This window comes from Lentzea sp. NPDC055074 (assembly GCF_053608005.1).
Genome location: NZ_JBSGUQ010000007.1, coordinates 13927 through 30429, shown reverse-complemented (window position 1 = coordinate 30429; position 16503 = coordinate 13927). Strand labels below are relative to the sequence as shown.

General features: G+C 69.8%; 15 protein-coding genes. 6 read left to right on the top strand and 9 right to left on the bottom strand.

Annotated elements, in window-relative coordinates:
• The first annotated feature begins 179 nt into the window (after positions 1-179).
• Positions 180-809 (top strand): hypothetical protein, encoded by a 630-nt coding sequence (locus tag ACWF7A_RS18005; RefSeq protein ID WP_452251575.1) that lies wholly within the window; start codon positions 180-182, stop codon positions 807-809.
• On the top strand, positions 806-2416 hold the full coding sequence (locus tag ACWF7A_RS18000; protein WP_452251574.1) for a serine/threonine-protein kinase: 1611 nt from the start codon (positions 806-808) through the stop codon (positions 2414-2416). The genes ACWF7A_RS18005 and ACWF7A_RS18000 overlap by 4 nt, the downstream gene beginning before the upstream one ends.
• Here ACWF7A_RS18000 and ACWF7A_RS17995 read toward each other — a convergent pair.
• Positions 2403-3023, bottom strand: a complete 621-nt coding sequence (locus ACWF7A_RS17995; protein WP_452251573.1) for a TetR/AcrR family transcriptional regulator — start codon at positions 3021-3023, stop codon at positions 2403-2405. The two genes, ACWF7A_RS18000 and ACWF7A_RS17995, sit on opposite strands and share 14 nt — an antisense overlap.
• A 39-nt stretch (positions 3024-3062) precedes the next feature.
• Here ACWF7A_RS17995 and ACWF7A_RS17990 point away from each other — a divergent pair, with 39 nt between their 5' ends.
• On the top strand, positions 3063-4160 hold the full coding sequence (locus ACWF7A_RS17990; protein WP_452251572.1) for a hypothetical protein: 1098 nt from the start codon (positions 3063-3065) through the stop codon (positions 4158-4160).
• Here ACWF7A_RS17990 and ACWF7A_RS17985 read toward each other — a convergent pair.
• The 3 genes from ACWF7A_RS17985 to ACWF7A_RS17975 all read right to left on the bottom strand — a co-directional run bounded on the left by ACWF7A_RS17985 (position 4150) and on the right by ACWF7A_RS17975 (position 6783).
• Entirely contained in the window at positions 4150-5406 is a 1257-nt protein-coding gene (locus ACWF7A_RS17985; RefSeq protein WP_452251571.1) for a sensor histidine kinase, read from the bottom strand. The genes ACWF7A_RS17990 and ACWF7A_RS17985 overlap by 11 nt on opposite strands.
• Before the next feature lie 132 nt (positions 5407-5538).
• Positions 5539-6168 carry a DUF4360 domain-containing protein gene (locus tag ACWF7A_RS17980; protein ID WP_452251570.1) on the bottom strand — a complete coding sequence of 210 codons (630 nt, stop codon included), beginning with the start codon at positions 6166-6168 and terminating at the stop codon, positions 5539-5541.
• A gap of 78 nt (positions 6169-6246) precedes the next feature.
• On the bottom strand, positions 6247-6783 hold the full coding sequence (locus ACWF7A_RS17975; RefSeq protein ID WP_452251569.1) for a DUF4360 domain-containing protein: 537 nt from the start codon (positions 6781-6783) through the stop codon (positions 6247-6249).
• A 284-nt stretch (positions 6784-7067) separates the two neighbouring features.
• Here ACWF7A_RS17975 and ACWF7A_RS17970 point away from each other — a divergent pair, with 284 nt between their 5' ends.
• A complete protein-coding gene (locus tag ACWF7A_RS17970) occupies positions 7068-7457 on the top strand; it encodes a response regulator (RefSeq protein WP_452251568.1) in 390 nt (129 codons plus the stop codon).
• Between the two features lie 73 nt (positions 7458-7530).
• On the opposite strand, the gene ACWF7A_RS17965 is transcribed toward ACWF7A_RS17970, so the two are convergent.
• Positions 7531-10410 carry a substrate-binding domain-containing protein gene (locus tag ACWF7A_RS17965; protein ID WP_452251567.1) on the bottom strand — a complete coding sequence of 960 codons (2880 nt, stop codon included), beginning with the start codon at positions 10408-10410 and terminating at the stop codon, positions 7531-7533.
• 117 nt (positions 10411-10527) lie between these two features.
• Between ACWF7A_RS17965 and ACWF7A_RS17960 the strand changes: the two genes are divergently transcribed.
• Positions 10528-11904: a hypothetical protein gene (locus ACWF7A_RS17960; protein WP_452251566.1), complete on the top strand. Its 1377-nt coding sequence runs from the start codon at positions 10528-10530 to the stop codon at positions 11902-11904.
• Between the two features lie 206 nt (positions 11905-12110).
• On the opposite strand, the gene ACWF7A_RS17955 is transcribed toward ACWF7A_RS17960, so the two are convergent.
• A complete protein-coding gene (locus ACWF7A_RS17955; protein ID WP_452251565.1) occupies positions 12111-12257 on the bottom strand; it encodes a hypothetical protein in 147 nt (48 codons plus the stop codon).
• Between the two features lie 43 nt (positions 12258-12300).
• Between ACWF7A_RS17955 and ACWF7A_RS17950 the strand changes: the two genes are divergently transcribed.
• The gene (locus tag ACWF7A_RS17950; RefSeq protein WP_452251564.1) at positions 12301-13209 is read left to right on the top strand and encodes a M48 family metalloprotease; all 909 of its coding nucleotides are present in this window, start codon (positions 12301-12303) and stop codon (positions 13207-13209) included.
• On the opposite strand, the gene pgl is transcribed toward ACWF7A_RS17950, so the two are convergent.
• From pgl to zwf, 3 genes are read right to left on the bottom strand one after another with little or no spacing between them, the layout of a single operon-like run.
• Entirely contained in the window at positions 13206-13985 is a 780-nt protein-coding gene (gene pgl / locus ACWF7A_RS17945) for a 6-phosphogluconolactonase (RefSeq protein ID WP_452251563.1), read from the bottom strand. The genes ACWF7A_RS17950 and pgl overlap by 4 nt on opposite strands.
• Positions 13982-14998 (bottom strand): glucose-6-phosphate dehydrogenase assembly protein OpcA, encoded by a 1017-nt coding sequence (gene opcA, locus ACWF7A_RS17940; protein ID WP_452251562.1) that lies wholly within the window; start codon positions 14996-14998, stop codon positions 13982-13984. The genes pgl and opcA overlap by 4 nt, the downstream gene beginning before the upstream one ends.
• On the bottom strand, positions 14995-16482 hold the full coding sequence (gene zwf, locus ACWF7A_RS17935) for a glucose-6-phosphate dehydrogenase (RefSeq protein WP_452251864.1): 1488 nt from the start codon (positions 16480-16482) through the stop codon (positions 14995-14997). The genes opcA and zwf overlap by 4 nt, the downstream gene beginning before the upstream one ends.
• Positions 16483-16503 lie beyond the last annotated feature (21 nt).

The following is a 16503-nucleotide window of genomic DNA, read 5'->3' as shown; positions in this document are numbered from 1 at the left end:
ACCGCATTCCCTCTCCCCGGATCAGAACCTAAGGTGCGCTAGTGAGACGTCGCATGGCCAGTGCAGGTTTACTGCTGTTGTGCGGAATTATGCTGCTCCCTTGGACGGCCTCCGCACAGGACGGGTCCGTGATCCTCGAGGCCGATGTGGACGGTAGGCCGGTTGGAGTAGGGAACCTGGTGCTGGACCCGTCGCAGACCGCCAAGGTCTCGATCACGGTCCGCAACAACACGAACACCGTGCAGCGCGTGAAGACCGTGCGGATCAGCGGCACCGCGCTGGCGTTGACCTTCTTCGCTTACGACACAACGGTTCCGTTCGACGTGCCGGCGAAGTCCTCGGAGACCCGGTCGTTCCCGCTGGAGCCCACGGACCTCGGCTCGCAGGCGATCGGTCTCCTTCCGGTCACGGTCGAGGTCATCGACGTGCAACGCGAGTCGATCGCGTCCGTGGAGACGACCGGTGACGTCCGGGGGTCGCTCTGGTCGGTCTACGGGGCGTTCGGGCTGGGCGTGCTCGTGCTGACGGCGTTGTCGTGGGCGGGGGCGTTGATCGCGCTGGGGCGCAGGAGGCTTCCCGCGAACCGGTGGCAGCGCGCCATGCGGTTCCTGCCGGCCGGAATCGGGACCGGGCTGATCGCGGTGATCTCGCTGTCGGTGCTGCGGCTGGTGGCGCCGTCGCCGACGGCGGAGATCCCGTTCATCGTCGGTGCCGCGGCGGCCGCGTTTGTTCTTGGCTATGTGACACCGCATCCGGGCGAACGTCCACCGTCCTCAATGGATGCGGATACCGTGAGGATCCAGCGGTGACTCTGTCCAGTGTGGTCGCCGCCCTGCCGCAGTACGCCGTCGGCGAGCAGATCGGCGAGGGCGGCATGGGGGTCGTCTACGGCGGTGTGCACCGTCAGCTCGGGCGTCCCGTGGCGATCAAACGGCTGCCGCACGCGGTGGCCGAGGACCCGAGGATGAGCGAGCGCTTCGAGCACGAGGCGCGGCTGCTGGCGCGGCTCGACCACCCGCACATCGTGCCGGTCTACGACTACGTGCGGCAGCAGGGCGAGCACCTGCTGGTGATGGAACGCCTCGACGGCGGCACGGTCTGGTCGCGGTTCTCCGGCGACGGGCTCACGGCGCAGCAGTCGTGCGGGCTCGTGCTGGCGGCGTTGTCCGGGTTGCACGCGGCGCACGAGGCCGGGGTGCTGCACCTCGACGTGAAGCCCAAGAACCTTCTCTTCACCTCGAACGGCGTGGTGAAGGTGGCGGACTTCGGCATCTCGCAGGTCGTGTCGGAGGGCGCGACGCTCGTGACGCACGGCGGCGCGGTGCTCGGCACGCCCGCGTACATCGCGCCGGAGCAGGCGATGGGCAACGCGCTGTCGCCCGCGGCCGACGTCTACGCGACCGGCACGATGCTCTACGAGCTGCTCTGCGGCGACCTGCCGTTCGAACGCGGCGGCGGTCCGATCGCGATGATCCAGAAGCGCGTGTTCCAGGACCCGAGGCCGTTGCCGAAGGTGCCGGAACCCCTGGCGGGCGTGGTGATGCGCAGCATCGCCCGGGACCCGGACGCGCGGTACCGCAACGCCGAGACGTTCGCGATCGACCTGGCCGCCGCGGCGGGCCACCTGTTCGGACCGGACTGGCTCGTGCGCCTGGGCATGCCCGTGCACCTCGCGCCGCAGGTGTCGGCGTCGTCCACGCGTCCGTCGCTGCGGCCCGTGCCCGAACGCGACACGGTGACGCTGACCGGGCAACGGATCCGCGCCACGCTGGTCGACCCCGTTCCGGCCGCGCGGCTGAGCGGCAGCAGCACGCTGGTGCCGGCCGCGCAGGTGATCAAGCCCCCGTCGACGCCGTGGGCGTTGTGGCTGGTGGCGGCCCTCGCGTTGATCGCGATGGCCGTCGTGCCGTTCGTGGCGACCGGCACCCCGCCGTCCACGGTCGTCGAGCTGGACCTGGCGAACCCCGTGAAGGTCGACGGCACGCACCTCGTCGTGACGGCGGCCGGGATCCCGCTCGCGGACGTCCCGGAGCGCACGCCGGAGGGCTTCGTGCTGCCGGGCGTGGCGCGGTGGATCATCGGCGGTGTCGTGACGGCGCAGGTCGACGACCAGCCGCCGTTCCTGCTGAAGTCCAGCCAGACGCCGTGGCTGAGCCTCATGGGCACCGGGTCGGTGTTGTTGCTGCTCTTCACGTTCGCGTACCTGGAGTCGAACCTGCGGGCGTTGCGGCGGCGGCAGACCGGCATGGCGGCGATCATCGCGTCGGTGCCGCTCGGGTTCGGCCTCGGCCTGGCCGTGTGGCTGCTGGTGACGGTGCTGCAGGAGAACGAGCCGACGATGTCGATCGCGCTCACGTGCGGTGTGCTCGGCGCGGCCGCCGCCCTGAGCGCGTCGCTCGCCTCTAAGCGCGCCTGACCGCTCGTTCGAACAGGTCCGCGAGCTCGCTCGCGTACGCGGAGACGTCGGTGTCCGGCCGGGCCATGAGCTCGGCCGGCGCCGCCTCCATCGCGGCGAGCACCGACACCGCCATCACCCTCGGCGTGAACTCGCGCAGCTCACCGCACGCCTGACCCTCGCGGAACATGTCCTCCAGCTCGGTCAACGTTCGTGCGTTCTGCTCCTCAGCCCACGTCCGTGCGGCTTCAGCGTCCCGTGCGGCGGCCGCGATCTGGGAGATCGCGATGAGCTCGGTGGGGTGCTCGGCGCAGTAGTGGACGAACCCCTCGATGAGCTTCCTCAGCGCCGTGACGTGGTCACCGGCGTTCTCGGTGTACGCGGTCAGTGCTTGGTCCATCGAGTCGTGCACGGTCAGCATGACCTGCTTCATCAGCTCCTCGCGCTTGGCGAAGTGGTAGGTGATGAGCCCCGGGCTGATGCCCGCACGCTGCGCGATCTGCACGAACGACGACTTCGCGTACCCGATCTCGGTGATCGCCGCGATGGTCGCGGCCACGATCTGGCCGCGCCGGGCGTCCTCGATGAACCTGCGCTTCTGGCCGCCCGACCGATTTTCTGGTTGCATGACTAGTAGCCTAGTTGAGTAACTAGTCGAGGGGGAACGATGATCAGTCGAAAGGTGTTCCTGAAGTCCGTCGCGGGGGCCGCGGCACTGGCGAGCGTCGGGGGAGGAGTGGCGTCGGCGGCACCGGGGAAACGCGGCGGGGTCTGCTACGACACCGGCGTGCTGCACGCGGTGGGGGACTCGCTGAGCCGGGTGCGCTGGAGCCGCCGGCAGTTGGAGCGCGAGATCGGGGTGATCGCGAACGACCTGCGCTGCCCGTCGATCACGGCGTTCGGCACCGACCTCGGCCGTCTCGCCGAGACGACGGACGTCGCGGTGCGCCGCGGCCTGAAGGTCTTCGTGCAGCCGCGGCTCTACGACCACCCGCAAGAGCAGGTCCTGGAGCACATGGCCGAGGCCGCGCGCACGGCCGAACGCAAGCGGCACGGCGACGAGATCACGTTCGTCACCGGCTGCGAGCACTTCCTCTTCACGCCGGGGATCATCCCCGGCGACACGTTCCTGGACCGGCTCGCGACCATCCCGTCGATCACCGACTGGCCCGGGGTCGTCCGGCGCTTCCGCGAGTTCATGGCGAAGGCCGTCGAGGTGGCACGCCGGGAGTTCGGGGGCCGCATCACCTACGGCGCCGCCGCCGGGGCCGACGCGGAGTGGAACGACTGGTCGTTGTTCGACCTCGTCGGCCTCGACTACTACACGCACTTCGCGACCGACGCCGAGTACGCGACCGACCTGGCCCGGTACCGGCGCTGGGGCAGGCCGCTGATGGTCCTGGAGTACGGGTGCTGCACGTTCACGGGCGCCGCGGTGGCCGGCGGGATGGGCTGGGACATCGTCGACTACGAGGCGGTCCCGCCCGTGATCAAGCCCGGCTACGAGCGGAACGAACGCGAACAGGCCGACCACGTCGCCCGCATGCTGCGCGTGTTCGAGGCACAGGCCGATGTCGAGGGATCACACCTGTACTCGGTCATCTCACCGGACTCGCCGCACAACCCGACGTGCCGAGATCGTGACTACGACATGGCCTCGTACAGCCTGCTCCGCACGATCCGTGAGCGGTTCGACGACGACAACTCGCCGTACCGCTTGGAGCCCAAGAAGTCGTTCCACGCGTTCCAGCGCTTCAATCGCTGATGACGCGTTCCCTCGGGAACGACGCCGACACCAGGAAGCCGCCGTCCTCGGTCGGCCCCGCGGAGAACTCGCCACCGAGCAACGTGGCGCGCTCGCGCAGGCCGACCAGGCCGTGGCCTCCGCTGGGCAGCGACGACGACTCGCTGGACGGGGCGGTGTTGCGCACCTCGACCAGCACGTTGTCGTCGTACTGGGCGTCGATGAACACCGTCGCGCTCGCCCCCACGGCGTGCTTGCGGATGTTCGTCAGGGCCTCCTGCACCGTCCGGTAGACGGCGCCGGACACCGGTGCGGAGAGGTCCTCGACGGGGCCCTTGAGCTGGATGGTGACCTCGAAGCCCGCGTCGGCGGCCAGGTCGGGGAGCTCGTCGAGGCTCGGCTGGGTGTCGTCGGTGGTGCGCAGGACGGACACGAGCTGACGGAGTTCGTCGAGCGTGCGCGTCGACAGCGTGCGGATCGTGCCGGCGACCTGCTTGTGCTCGGCGTCGGCCACGGCCATGCGGAGTGCGCCCGCCTGCATCGCGATGAGACTGACTTGGTGCGACACGACGTCGTGCATCTCGCGGGCGAGCTTTGCCCGTTCGTCGGCACGGATGGCGTGCGCGTGCAGCACACGCTCTCTCTCGCGTGACTCGGCCAGCTCACGAATGCGGTCCGACAGCTCCTGTCGTGCGTGGACCAAGAGACCGATGGCGATGGGCAGGCCCGAGACCAGGAAGCCGTAGATCGCCGAGTGGAAGTGCCCCGACGCCGGGCGTTCGATCAGTTCCTCGAACGGCCAGGCCACGAACCGGCACAGCCACACCAGTGCGGCCGCGAGGCCCGTCTGCCAGCCGCCGATGTAGCGGCGGGCGACCGTGTAGAGGGCGATCATCGCGGCGAGCTGCGACCAGCCGACGAAGAAACCGGGGATGGTCAGCACGAGCGTGAGGAACGGGAACCGGCGGCGCAGCACGAGCGCGCCGACCGCGAGCCAGTTGAGCCACAGCTGGTAGTTCTCGATCGGCGGGAGGTCCGTGATCGGGTCGGCCTCGAGCCACAACCCGTACAGCCAGACGTCGAGCGTCGCGAAGAAGATCAGCGCGAGGTCGGCGAGCACCTGCCGGTAGTCGCCGCTGAGCGGCCAGCGCGCGCTGGCTGAAGCCTCCGCCGACCGTCTGGCCGGGAGCAGCGTCGTGGTCAGGATCCGACCTCCCCTGTGAGCCTTGCGATCCTCACCGTACTGCGCGTATGCAGCGGTTGGCATTGGCTGCCCCTTTACCCCGACCTGCCCCGTCATGGGGGTAAGACGCCCGCACACGCGAATCTGTACGGCTGTCGGCTCACATATGTGCTACCGCACACGCTCGTGCGAGCGCGTGCGGTAGTCACAGCACTACTAGGGGCAGGTCTTCCACGAGAACTGGTAGGTCGTGTCGATGGCACCGTCCGTGGAGTCCATCGAGACGAAGCTGGTCGTCGTCGCCGTGTTGGACGAGCCGGGGTACACGCGGAGCTCGGTGTTGATGTTGAAGTTCCGCTTCTCGCCGCACGGGGAGTAGACGATCGCGGCGACCTCGGTCTGGTCCGTGGCCTGCCAGTCGTCGCTGTGCGGCCCGTTGTACCGGTGTTGCGCCGAGTCGTTCTGCGACATGCCCTGGAAGTAGTAGTTGGCCTTCTGGATGGCGTACGCGCCTCTCTCCAGGTGCGCGAAGCCTCTGTAGTCGGCCTGGGCGATGCCGTAGGTGAAGCCCTGCGGGACGTTGACCCGCAGGTTGAGCTGGCAGTTCTTGCGGAAGTCGGTCGGCCGTGCGCCGACGCCCACCTGCGCCAGGTAGTCGCTGTAGGTGACGGTGAACGCCTTGTTGTCCTCGGACACCGCGACGGCCGCCGTGCCCGCCGGGCACCCGGAACCGTTGACCGTGACGATGTCGATCGTGATGTGGTCGGGCGGCGGCGTCTCGTTGGGCGCGCCGGGCGGGATGATGATGGTCGAGGCCAGCAGGGCAGCGGCAACCGCGTTGAGCATGGGGCACCTTTCCAAACGCGTCTCGCGGGGAGGGGTGGCGGCGGTTGGACTTCGGTGGCGGCGGCCTTTATCGGGAAATCAGCAGCGCTTCCACGAGAAGTGGTGCAGGGTGCGCACTTCTCCGCGCTGGTAGTCCATCGTCATGAAACTGTTTGTATTGGCGTCCGAGGTACCCTTGTCGACCCGCAGGGCGCTGTTGACGTTGAGATTCTTCTTCTCGCCGCACGGTGCCCAGACGATCTCGGAGAACTCGGTCCGGTGAGTGATCGACCAGTTGTCGTCGTACGGCCCGTTGAACGTGTGCTTCCACGTCGTGGTGGCCGATTGACCGGCGAAGTAGTAATTCACCGACTGGTACCCGACCGCGCCGGGACGGAGGTACCCGTACCCGCCGTAGGTCGCTTCCGCGATGCCGTACGAGAAGCCCTGCGGGACGTTGACCTGCAGGGTCAGTTGGCAGTTCTTCCGGAAGTCGGTCGCACCGGCACCCTTGCCCGCCTGGGCGAGGTAGTCGCTGTAGATCACCCAGAACGAGGTGTTGTCCGGTGAGACGATCACTTCGGCGGTGCCCTGCTTGCACCCGGATCCGTTCACCGTCACCACGTCGATCGTCACGCGCTCCGTAGGAATCGTCGCGGCGTGTGCGGGTGCTGACGACAATGTGAACAGCACGGCCAGAGCGGCTGCTGCCGTCGCTTTACGCATGAAGTTGGCCTTTCCTGGTGCCTCTTTCTCAGCGTGGTGCGGCGACGGTGCCGCGAAGGTTAGCGCAGAGGGTCAACCAATGGTGTGATCCAAATGGACCAGGTCACACTGATGGAGCAGTTCGTGAAGGATTCCCAAAAATAGTCGGCGACCTGGTGCTGAAGGGACGAATAGTTTCCGGCATACTTGCCCGCATGTCGCTGGCTGGGCTGGTGCTCGTCGTCGAGGACGAGGACCCCGTGCGTAGGTACACCGTGAGCCTGCTCGAGGAGCTGGGCTTCACCGTTCTGCAGGCCATCGACGGCATCGAGGCGATCGAGATCCTGCGCCGCCGGGCTTCCGAGATCAGCCTGATGCTGCTCGACCACTCCATGCCGGGCCTGTCCGGCGAGGAGGTGCTGGCGGAGCTGGAGCGCGAGGGCCTGGTCGTGCCGGTGGTGCTCACCAGCGGGCACGACCGCACGTCGCTCGAACGGCGGTTCGCCGGGCACGAGATCGCGGACTACCTGCAGAAGCCGTTCCGGCTGGAGACGCTCGACGAGACGGTCCGCGCCGTGCTCGCGAACCGCGCTCAGGCGTCCTGAGCAGGCGCACTGATCACTGACCTTCCCCACGACGTGCCCTGCGGGGCGCCGGGAAACGCGGCGAAGATCGTGGTCAGGGCGCCAGCACCTGGCGGATGCGTTCCAGCAGCACGGACTCCACGTACGGCTTGGTGATCAGCACCTCGTCGTCGAGGACCTCGTCGGTCGTGTAGCCGGACATGTAGATCACGGCCGGCGCGGCGCCCGTCGAGCGCAGCAGCCGGACCAGCTCCGGGCCGCCCATCTTCGGCATCACGACGTCGGTGAGCACGAGGTCGATGGTGCTGCGGTGCGCGGTGGCGAGCTGCAGCGCCTCCTGGCCGTCGCCCGCCTCGATCACCGCGTAGCCCGCGATCTCCAGTGACCGCCTGGTCATGACGCGCACCTGGGCGTCGTCCTCCACGAGCAGCACGGTGCCGGCACCCTGGTGCGTGGTCGGGCGGCGCGCACACGGTGCTTCGGGCCTGCCGTCGCGCTCGTGCGGCACGGGCAGGTAGACCTCCACGGTCGTGCCCTCGCCCGGCGCGCTGATCAGTTCGATCTGCCCGCCGGACTGCTGCACGATGCCGAACACCGTGGACAGGCCGAGGCCCGTGCCCTTGCCGACCGGTTTGGTCGTGAAGTACGGCTCGAACACCTGCGCCTGCACGTCCGGGGCCATGCCGCCGCCGGTGTCCTGGACGCGCATCACGACGTACTCGCCCGGCCGCACGCCGACGATCCGGCCGGAGTCACCGCTGCCGAGCGTCCTGCCCGCGATCTCGATCCGGAGCGTGCCGCCGTCGGGCATGGCGTCGCGGGAGTTGACCGCGAGGTTGAACAGGATCTGCTCGACCTGGCCCGCGTCCGCCCACACCTGCGCGACGCCGTCCGGCAGGTGCATCTCCAGCTCGATGTGGTCGCCGACGAGCGTGCGCAGCATCGAGTGGACCTTGGTGAGGTTGTGCCGGAGGTCCAGCGACTCCGGGTGCAGGACCTGCTGGCGGGTGAACGCGAGCAGCTGCCTCGTCAGGTTCGCGGCCCGTTCGCCGGCGTGCCGGATGTCCTCGATCGCCGTGCGCCGCGGATCGTCCTGGAGGGTGCGTCGCAGCAGCATCTCGCTGTTGCCGTTCACGACCGTGAGGATGTTGTTGAAGTCGTGCGCGATGCCACCGGTCAACCGGCCGATGGCCTCCATCTTCTGCGCGTGCCGCAGCTGCGCCTCTGTCTCGCCGACGCGCTCTTCGAGCCGTGCGCGCGCGTCCTTCAGCTCCTGCATCAGCCTGATGCTGCGCAACGCGCTGCTGAGCTGCTGCTGCACCGCCTCGTAGATCCAGCCGGGCTCCGGGCCCTCCTCGAAGATCACGTACCCGAGGTTGTCCTCGTCGGTGTGCAGCGGCGCGATCAGCGCGTTGAACGGCCTGGCCCGGCGGAACGGGTACGGCGTCAGGTTGATCGTGGGGAACGGGGTCTCCGGCGGGGGCTTGAGCTCGCCGTCCTCGTACCGGACGAGGGTGCGCGCCGTGCCTGGCGTGTCGTACGCCATGACGTGACAGCCCGGGATGGCGAGACGGGGGAGTTCCTCGGCCAGTGCGGTCGTCAGCTCCTCCACGTCCCGTGACGCGATGAGCCTTTGACCTGCTTCACGCACCGTCTGGTCTTGACGCTCGTGCGACAGGTACTTGAACCGTGCGTCCGAGGCGAACGCATCACCCAGGAGCAACTGCACGCGCAACCACAGGTCGTTGATGATCGTCGCGTCACTGATGCGAGCCGTCACGAACCTGTGCAGGTCGAACAGAGGTGGCCACCACCGCGCCGGTTCGCACCCGGCGCGCGCGCTCAAACGGATGTACTCGGCCAGCAGCTTCAGGAACTCCGCGCCCTCGACCTCACCGCGGCCCGCCGCCATCAGCTCGACGACCAGCTGCTCGGCCCAGCCGTCCGGCAGCTGCGCGGAGGGCTGCCCGAGCGAGTCGCGCAGGTGGTCCGCCACCGTGGACGCGCTCGCGGACTCGTTGACACCGATCCGGTCGTGCGCGGGCGCGTGGTCGCCGAGCCCGGACGGCAGGCAGCCGCACGACCTGCGCACGATCAGCTCGGTCGGCATGGTCTGCCGGTGCCGCGTCGGCTCGCCCCGCACCAGCGCCACGGCGAGCTCGGCGGCCCGGAACCCCATCTCGTGGAACGGCGCCCGGACGGTGGTGAAGACGGGGGCCGCCGCGTCGATGTCCACCTCGCGCTGCAACCTGGCCGCCGTGCTGTGGCCGAGCTCGTGCGTCCGGACGTTCGTGTGGTTGCCGTACCCGACGACGGCGACGTCCTCCGGCGTGCGGAAACCCAGCTCCTCCAGCGCGGAGACGACCCCGATGGCGTAGTCGTCGTTCGCGGCGGCGACGGCGTCCGGCGGTTCTTCGATCCGCGCGAGCATCTTGCGCACGGCCTCGGAGGCGCGGTTGGGTTCCCAGATGAACGAACCCGGCATCGTGACGAGCGCGGGATCGAACGGGATTCCGTGGTTGCGCAACGAATCCGCGTACCCCAGGAACCGCTCTCGGGCGCCCGCATGCGTTTGCGGCCCGCGGACGAACGCGATCCGCCGCTTGCCGTGCACCTCGATGAGGTGGTCGACGGCCTGCTTCATGCCGTCGCGGTTGTCCATCAGGATCGTTGGCCACTGGGCAAGGCCCGTCTCCACGCTCACGATGGGCATCGGCGCGTACCGCTTCACGTACTCCTGCATGCCATCGGAGCCGATGCGCTGCCCCACGCGCGTAGTCCACACCACGAGTGCATCGATGCGGTTCGGCGAGATGAGGTCGTAGACCGTGTTCGCACGACGCTTGAGCGGGTCTGGATGGTCCAGTTCGCTGCCGACGAAACACACGAGGTCGCATCCGAGCCGCTGAGCGCCGTCGCTGACACCACGCCACTGCTCGCCCGCGAGCTCGATGAGCGGGCCCGCGGTGATCATCCCGATGGTGGGACGTCGCTTCGCACTGCCGTTTGCCACAAAACCCCCGCTACTCAACGCGATTGGGGATGATACGCGTTGTCGGGGGGAATGCCTGCCGTGTTACCAGGGAGATTGGTGAACGCTGTACTCGAGGGCCTGGCGTCGAACCCCGCGCTGCCAGGTTTCCTGCTCGACCGCCTGGTCACCCGTGCCGAGCTCGCCCCGGTCCTCGCGGATCGAGGCGATCTGACTCCGCCGCACGTGCGCGCGTTGCTCGCCCACGGCGACTCGTCGGCCGTGCACACCCTGCTGGAGAAGGAGTTGGTCCGTCCGGCGGACGTGCCGATCGCGAACGAATCAGTGGCCCTGGTGCTGACCGGACGAGCAGACTCCGATCCCGCACTGGCCCGCGCACTCGCGTTCCACCCGGACCCCGCCGTGCGCGTGCGCCTCCCCGAACAGGCTTGGTCCCTGCCCACGGACGTGATCGCGCTGCTGGCCCGTGACCCGGCGGCGGAAGTGGTCGCCGAACTGGTCCTGTTCCACGAGCTGCCCCTGCCGCTGGCGACGACGGTGAGCCGCCACCCGGACCCCGGCGTGCGGCGCGCGCTGGCGTCCAGCCCGCACACGCCGGCCTCGGTGCTGACGTCGCTGGACCCGGCGGAACACGCCCGCGAACTGGCCGCCAACCCCGCGACACCGGCGGCCCTGGCGGCGAACCTGCTGCGCCACCACGCGTCCCGCTACTTCCTGGCCGGACGCACCGACCTGCCGTCCGGCGTCTACGAACAGCTCGCGTCGGAGCTCGAACCCGGCATCCTGTCGCAGCTGGCCGCGAACCCGGCCGTCCCCGCTCCGGTCCTGCGCCAGCTCTCCGGCACCCGCGCGTTGCGTCCCGTGGTCCTGCGCAACCCCGCGATCCCGCTGGACCTGCTGGCCGAACTGGCCCCGGCGGCGCGGATCGGCCCCGATCCGGTGCCCCGCATCGCTTCCGCGTCCGCCACCGAGCTCCGGGACCTGGCCGCGTCGCCGGTGGCGCAGGTGCGGATGATGGTGGCCCTGCGCGCCGGCCTGCCCGCGGACCTGTTCGCTCGCCTGGTGGCCGACGCAGATCAGGGAGTGGCCGCCGCGGCCGCCCCGCGGGCGAGCGTCGCGGAGCTGTGGGAGCTGGTGTCGCGGCACGGGGTTCCGGTGTCCGGCGCGGTGGCGCGGAATCCCTTGTGCCCGCCGGAGTTGTTGCACCACATGGCTTTGCGGGCCGGTCCGGTGGCCGGGGTTCACCGGGCGGTCGCCGGGCACGCCGCCGCCCGGGGCGAGACCTTGCTGCTGTGCCTGGGAGACGCCCGTGCCCGGCACCTCGCGGCGGCCCACCCGAACTTGCCGGTGGCGACGATCCTGGAGCTGCTGGGCAGCGAGTTCACGGCGGGGACCGCGGCGGCGAACCCGTCGTTGCCGGTGCACGTGATGGAGGAGCTGGTGGACGGGAGACGCCCGCTCGGTCCCACCACTTGATGAGGTTCGTCTGCTCCTTGCGGACCACGTACCCGTTGGCCGCGTGGAACTCCCGCGCGTCCACCCGGTCTTGCCCCGTCACCAGCCGCACACCGGCAGCGCCCTCGGCCCGCGCCCACTCCTCGCCGGCGGCCGACGCCCCGCCGCCGGTGCCGGGCCGACATGGCCAGGGTGATCAGGTTCTTCAACGGGCGGTGGTAGGTGTTCTAGTAGTCGCTGAGCTGGACGTAGCCGAGCACGTCGGTGCCGTCGACCGCCACGAGCTGCAGCACGTTCCGGATGTGCGACTCGACCCCCTCGGTTGACCCTTCCAGCCAACCACACTGGGCGGTCCGGGCGACTCGGCTGGACACAAACGGCAGTGCGCTGCAAGGCTCGGGCGGCGAGGTGATGACGGTGCGCCCGACCCGACGACGCTTCGACCTGTCCGCCGTGTTCGAGTTGCTGCTCGGCGTCCCGACGGTGCTGAGCAGCCTGCTGGTGGCCGCCCTCGCCGGCAAGGCCGTGACGCCCGGGACCGCGTGGCTGGTGCCGGTCCTGTGGCTGCCCTCCGGGGCCGTCGTGTTCGTGCCCGCGACCGACAAGCTGCTGGCGGCGCTGGTACATCGGCTGCGCCCGCCGACCGGCACGGAGCGCGCCGCGCTGGAGCCGTTGCTGGAGGAGGTGTGCGGGGCGGCGGGAGTGGATCCGCGGAGGTTCTGGCTGCGGATCCAGAACTCCAGGGAGATCAACGCGATGGCGGTCGGCGGGCACGTCGTCGGGGTGTCCACGGCGGCGTTGCAGCTGCCCTCCCGGCAGCTCGAAGCCGTGCTGGCGCACGAGATCGGGCACCACCTGGCCGGGCACACGAAGATCTCGTTGCTGCGCTGGTGGTACGAGCTGCCGGCGCGGGCCGTGGTCTGGCTGGTCGTCGTCACCGGGTTCGCCGTGTACGTGGCGGGCAGGAAGATCGGCACGACGGAGGCCAAGGTCGTCAGCGTCGTGCTGGTCGTGGCGCTGGCCGTCGCGGCCGTGGCGATCAGCCCGTGGTTGTTGCTGGTTCCGGTGATCGCGCCGCTGCTGGCCCTGTCGAGCAGACGCGCCGAGCTGCACGCGGACCGGGTCGCGGCCGAGCTCGGGTACGGGCCGCTGCTGCTGGAAGTGTTGCAGCGCTGGGTGAAGGAGGGGCACGACGAGCAACGGGCCCTGGCCGGCTTCCGGGCCCGGATGCTGGCCTCGCACCCGTCGTGCGCGCAACGGATCAGCAGACTGCGTGGCCAGAAGCAAAAAGGCCCCCAGACCGAAGCCTGGGGGCCGAAGAGCTAAGCCAGCGGTGGCTTGAACAAAGCGGGTACCGCCGAAGCGGCCGCCGAGTCCAGCAACCACAACGTCCGGCGGCGCCCGGTGGCACCGGCGGCGGGCAGCTGCACCTCACCGGCACCGCTCAGCGCCATCGCCACGGCGGCGGCCTTGGCCTCGCCGGTCGTCATCAGCCAGACCTCCTGCGCGGACCGCACCGACGCGAGCGTCAGCGACACGCGCGTCGGCGGCGGCTTCGGGCAGTTGCGCACGGCCACGACCGAACGCTCCTTCTCGTGCACCGCAGGGGAATCGGGGAACACCGAGGCCACGTGCCCCTCCTCGCCGACGCCCAGCATGCAGACGTCGAACGAGGGCACGTCGCCGTGGTCCTCCGGACGCGCGAGCGAGGCCAGCAGCGACGCGTACTCCGCCGCCGCCGCCTCCGGGTCGTCGCCGAACTTGCCGTCCGAGGGCTCCATCACGTGCACCCGAGACGGGTCCACCGGCACGTGGTCCAGCAGCGCGGCCCGTGCCTGGGTCTCGTTGCGGTCCGCGTGCCCGGAGGGCAGGAACCGCTCGTCGCCCCAGAACAGGTCCACCTTCGACCAGTCCACCGCGTCCCGCGCGGCGTTGCGGTTCAGGTGCTCCAGGACCGCGGTACCGGTGCGGCCGCCCGTCAGCACGACCGACGCATGGCCGCGTGCGGCCTGGGCGTCGACCACGCGGGTCACCAGGCGGGCCGCCGCGGCGGCGGCCAGCAGGTCGCCGTCGCGGTGGACCACCACTTGCGGATTGCTCACGAACCGGCCTTCGCCTTCGACTTCTTGGGAGCGGCCGCGCCGTTGGTGGCCTCCGGCGCGGGGGCGGGGGCCTCGTCCTTCGCGGACGGCGTGCGGCCCTTCACGACCTTCGCCAGCGACTTGAGCGCCGCCGCGTAGACCTCGTCCGGGTCGAGCCGGCGGAGCTCCTCGGCGAGGCAGTCGCGCACCGAACGACGCTGCAGCGCCACCCGCCGCGACGGCTGGCCGGGCTGGGTCAGCGTGCCGACCTTGCCGTCCGGGCGGATCAGGTCGACGTCGCCGGAGGGACGGCCGAGCCGCACCTCCACGATGCCTTCACCCGACGTCGCCTTGAAGCGCTTGGCCGGGACCTTCAGCCGGTCCGTCAGCCACGCGGCGAGCAGGTCCGTGGACGGCGAGTCGGCCTCACCGGTCACGTCCGCCTCCACGACCTTCTCGTACGGCGGAAGGTCCAAAGAGGACGCGAGCATGGCGCGCCACAACGTCAGCCGCGTCCACGCCAGGTCCGTGTCACCCGGCGCGTAGTGCGCACGCCGGGACTCCAGGGCCTTGATCGGGTTCTTCTCGGCCGCGGCGTCGGTGATGCGACGCTGCGCGAGCTGACCGATCGGGTCCTTGGACGGCGACACGGGAGCGTCGAACGGCCACCACGCCACGACCGGGGTGTCCGGCAGCAGCAGCGGCATGACGCACGAGGCGCCTTCCTTGGCCAGCTCCCCGTACAGACGGAGAACGACGACCTCGGAGGCACCCGCGTCGCCACCGACGCGGATCTGCGCGTCCAGGCGGGGAGCCGCCTGACGAGCGCCGCGGGCCACGACGATCACGCGACACGGGTGCTCGCGCGAAGCGTCGTTCGCCGCGTCGATCGCGGCGTCGGTGCGCTGGCCGTCCTCGGTCACGATGACGAGGGTCAGCACGCGACCCAGGGTCGTCGCACCGCCTTCGTCCCGCAGCCGGACCAGCCGCGAGTTGATCTGGGAGGTGGTGGTCGAGGGCAGGTCGATGATCACGGACGCCTCCAGTGCCTTCCGGTCCGAGCCGTCATCGCGTCCGCCGACGGCGGCCCCCACGTACCGGCCTTGTACTTCTCCAGAGCGGGCTCGTCCTTGCGCGCCCAGAACTCCAGCACCGGGTCGAGGATCTCCCAGGAGAGCTCGACCTCGTCGTTCTTCGGGAACAGCGACGGCTCGCCGAGCAGCACGTCGAGCAGCAACCGCTCGTAGGCCTCCGGCGACGACTCGGTGAACGAGTGGCCGTAACCGAAGTCCATCGTGACGTCGCGGACCTCCATCGTGTTGCCCGGCACCTTCGACCCGAAGCGGATCGTCACGCCCTCGTCCGGCTGGACCCGGACCACCAGGGCGTTCTGGCCGAGCTCCTCGGTCGCGGTGTCGTCGAACGGCAGGTGCGGCGCCCGCTTGAACACGACGGCCACCTCGGTGACACGACGGCCCAGGCGCTTGCCGGTGCGCAGGTAGAACGGCACCCCGGCCCAGCGACGGGTGTTGACCTCGCAGGTGATCGCGCCGAACGTCTCGGTCTTCGACTCGGGCGAGAAACCGCCCTCCTCGAGCAGGCCCGGGACCTTCTGGCCGCCCTGCCAGCCACCGGTGTACTGACCGCGCGCGGTGGTCTCCTCGAACGGCTCCGCCGGACGCGTCGCCGAGAGGATCTTCACCTTCTCCGCCCGCAGGTCCGACGGCTTGAAGGAGACGGGCTCCTCCATCGCGATCAGCGCGAGCAGCTGCAGCAGGTGGTTCTGGATGACGTCGCGCGTCGCGCCGATGCCGTCGTAGTACCCGGCGCGGCCACCGAGACCGATGTCCTCGGCCATGGTGATCTGCACGTGGTCGACGTAGTTCGAGTTCCAGATGGGTTCGTACAGCTGGTTCGCGAACCGCAGCGCCAGGATGTTCTGCACGGTCTCCTTGCCGAGGTAGTGGTCGATGCGGAACACCGACTCCTCGGGGAAGACCTCGTTGACCGTCTTGTTCAGCTCCTTGGCCGACTTCAGGTCGTGGCCGAACGGCTTCTCGATGACGACGCGGCGCCACTGGTCCGGCGACGTCTGGGCGAGACCCGCGCGCTTGAGCTGGTTGACCACCGTCGGGAACGCGCCCGGCGGGATCGACAGGTAGAACGCGTGGTTGCCGCCCGTGCCGCGCTCGGTGTCGAGCTGGGCCAGGCACGACGCCAGGTTGTCGAACGACTCGTCGTCGTCGAACGTGCCCTGCACGAACCGGATGCCCTCGGCGAGCTGCGCCCACACGGCCTCGTTGAACGGCGTGCGCGCGTGCTCCTTGACGGCGTCGTGGACGACCTTCATGAAGTCCTGGTCGGCCCAGTCACGGCGGGCGAACCCGACGAGACCGAAGCCCGGCGGCAGCAGACCCCGGTTCGCGAGGTCGTAGATCGCCGGCATGAGCTTCTTGCGCGACAGGTCACCGGTGACACCGAAGATGACCAGCGCGCTCGGGCCCGCGATGCGGGGCATGCGCTTGTCGCGCGCGTCCCG

Bases quoted from the DNA above. Each gene is read 5' to 3' on its own strand.
- ACWF7A_RS17995 (WP_452251573.1), bottom strand. From the start codon at position 3,023: ATGCAACCAGAAAATCGGTCGGGCGGCCAGAAGCGCAGGTTCATCGAG.
- ACWF7A_RS17990 (WP_452251572.1), top strand. From the start codon at position 3,063: ATGATCAGTCGAAAGGTGTTCCTGAAGTCCGTCGCGGGGGCCGCGGCA.
- ACWF7A_RS17985 (WP_452251571.1), bottom strand. From the start codon at position 5,406: ATGCCAACCGCTGCATACGCGCAGTACGGTGAGGATCGCAAGGCTCAC.
- ACWF7A_RS17980 (WP_452251570.1), bottom strand. From the start codon at position 6,168: ATGCTCAACGCGGTTGCCGCTGCCCTGCTGGCCTCGACCATCATCATC.
- ACWF7A_RS17970 (WP_452251568.1), top strand. From the start codon at position 7,068: ATGTCGCTGGCTGGGCTGGTGCTCGTCGTCGAGGACGAGGACCCCGTG.
- ACWF7A_RS17965 (WP_452251567.1), bottom strand. From the start codon at position 10,410: ATGATCACCGCGGGCCCGCTCATCGAGCTCGCGGGCGAGCAGTGGCGT.
- zwf (WP_452251864.1), bottom strand. From the start codon at position 16,482: ATGCCCCGCATCGCGGGCCCGAGCGCGCTGGTCATCTTCGGTGTCACC.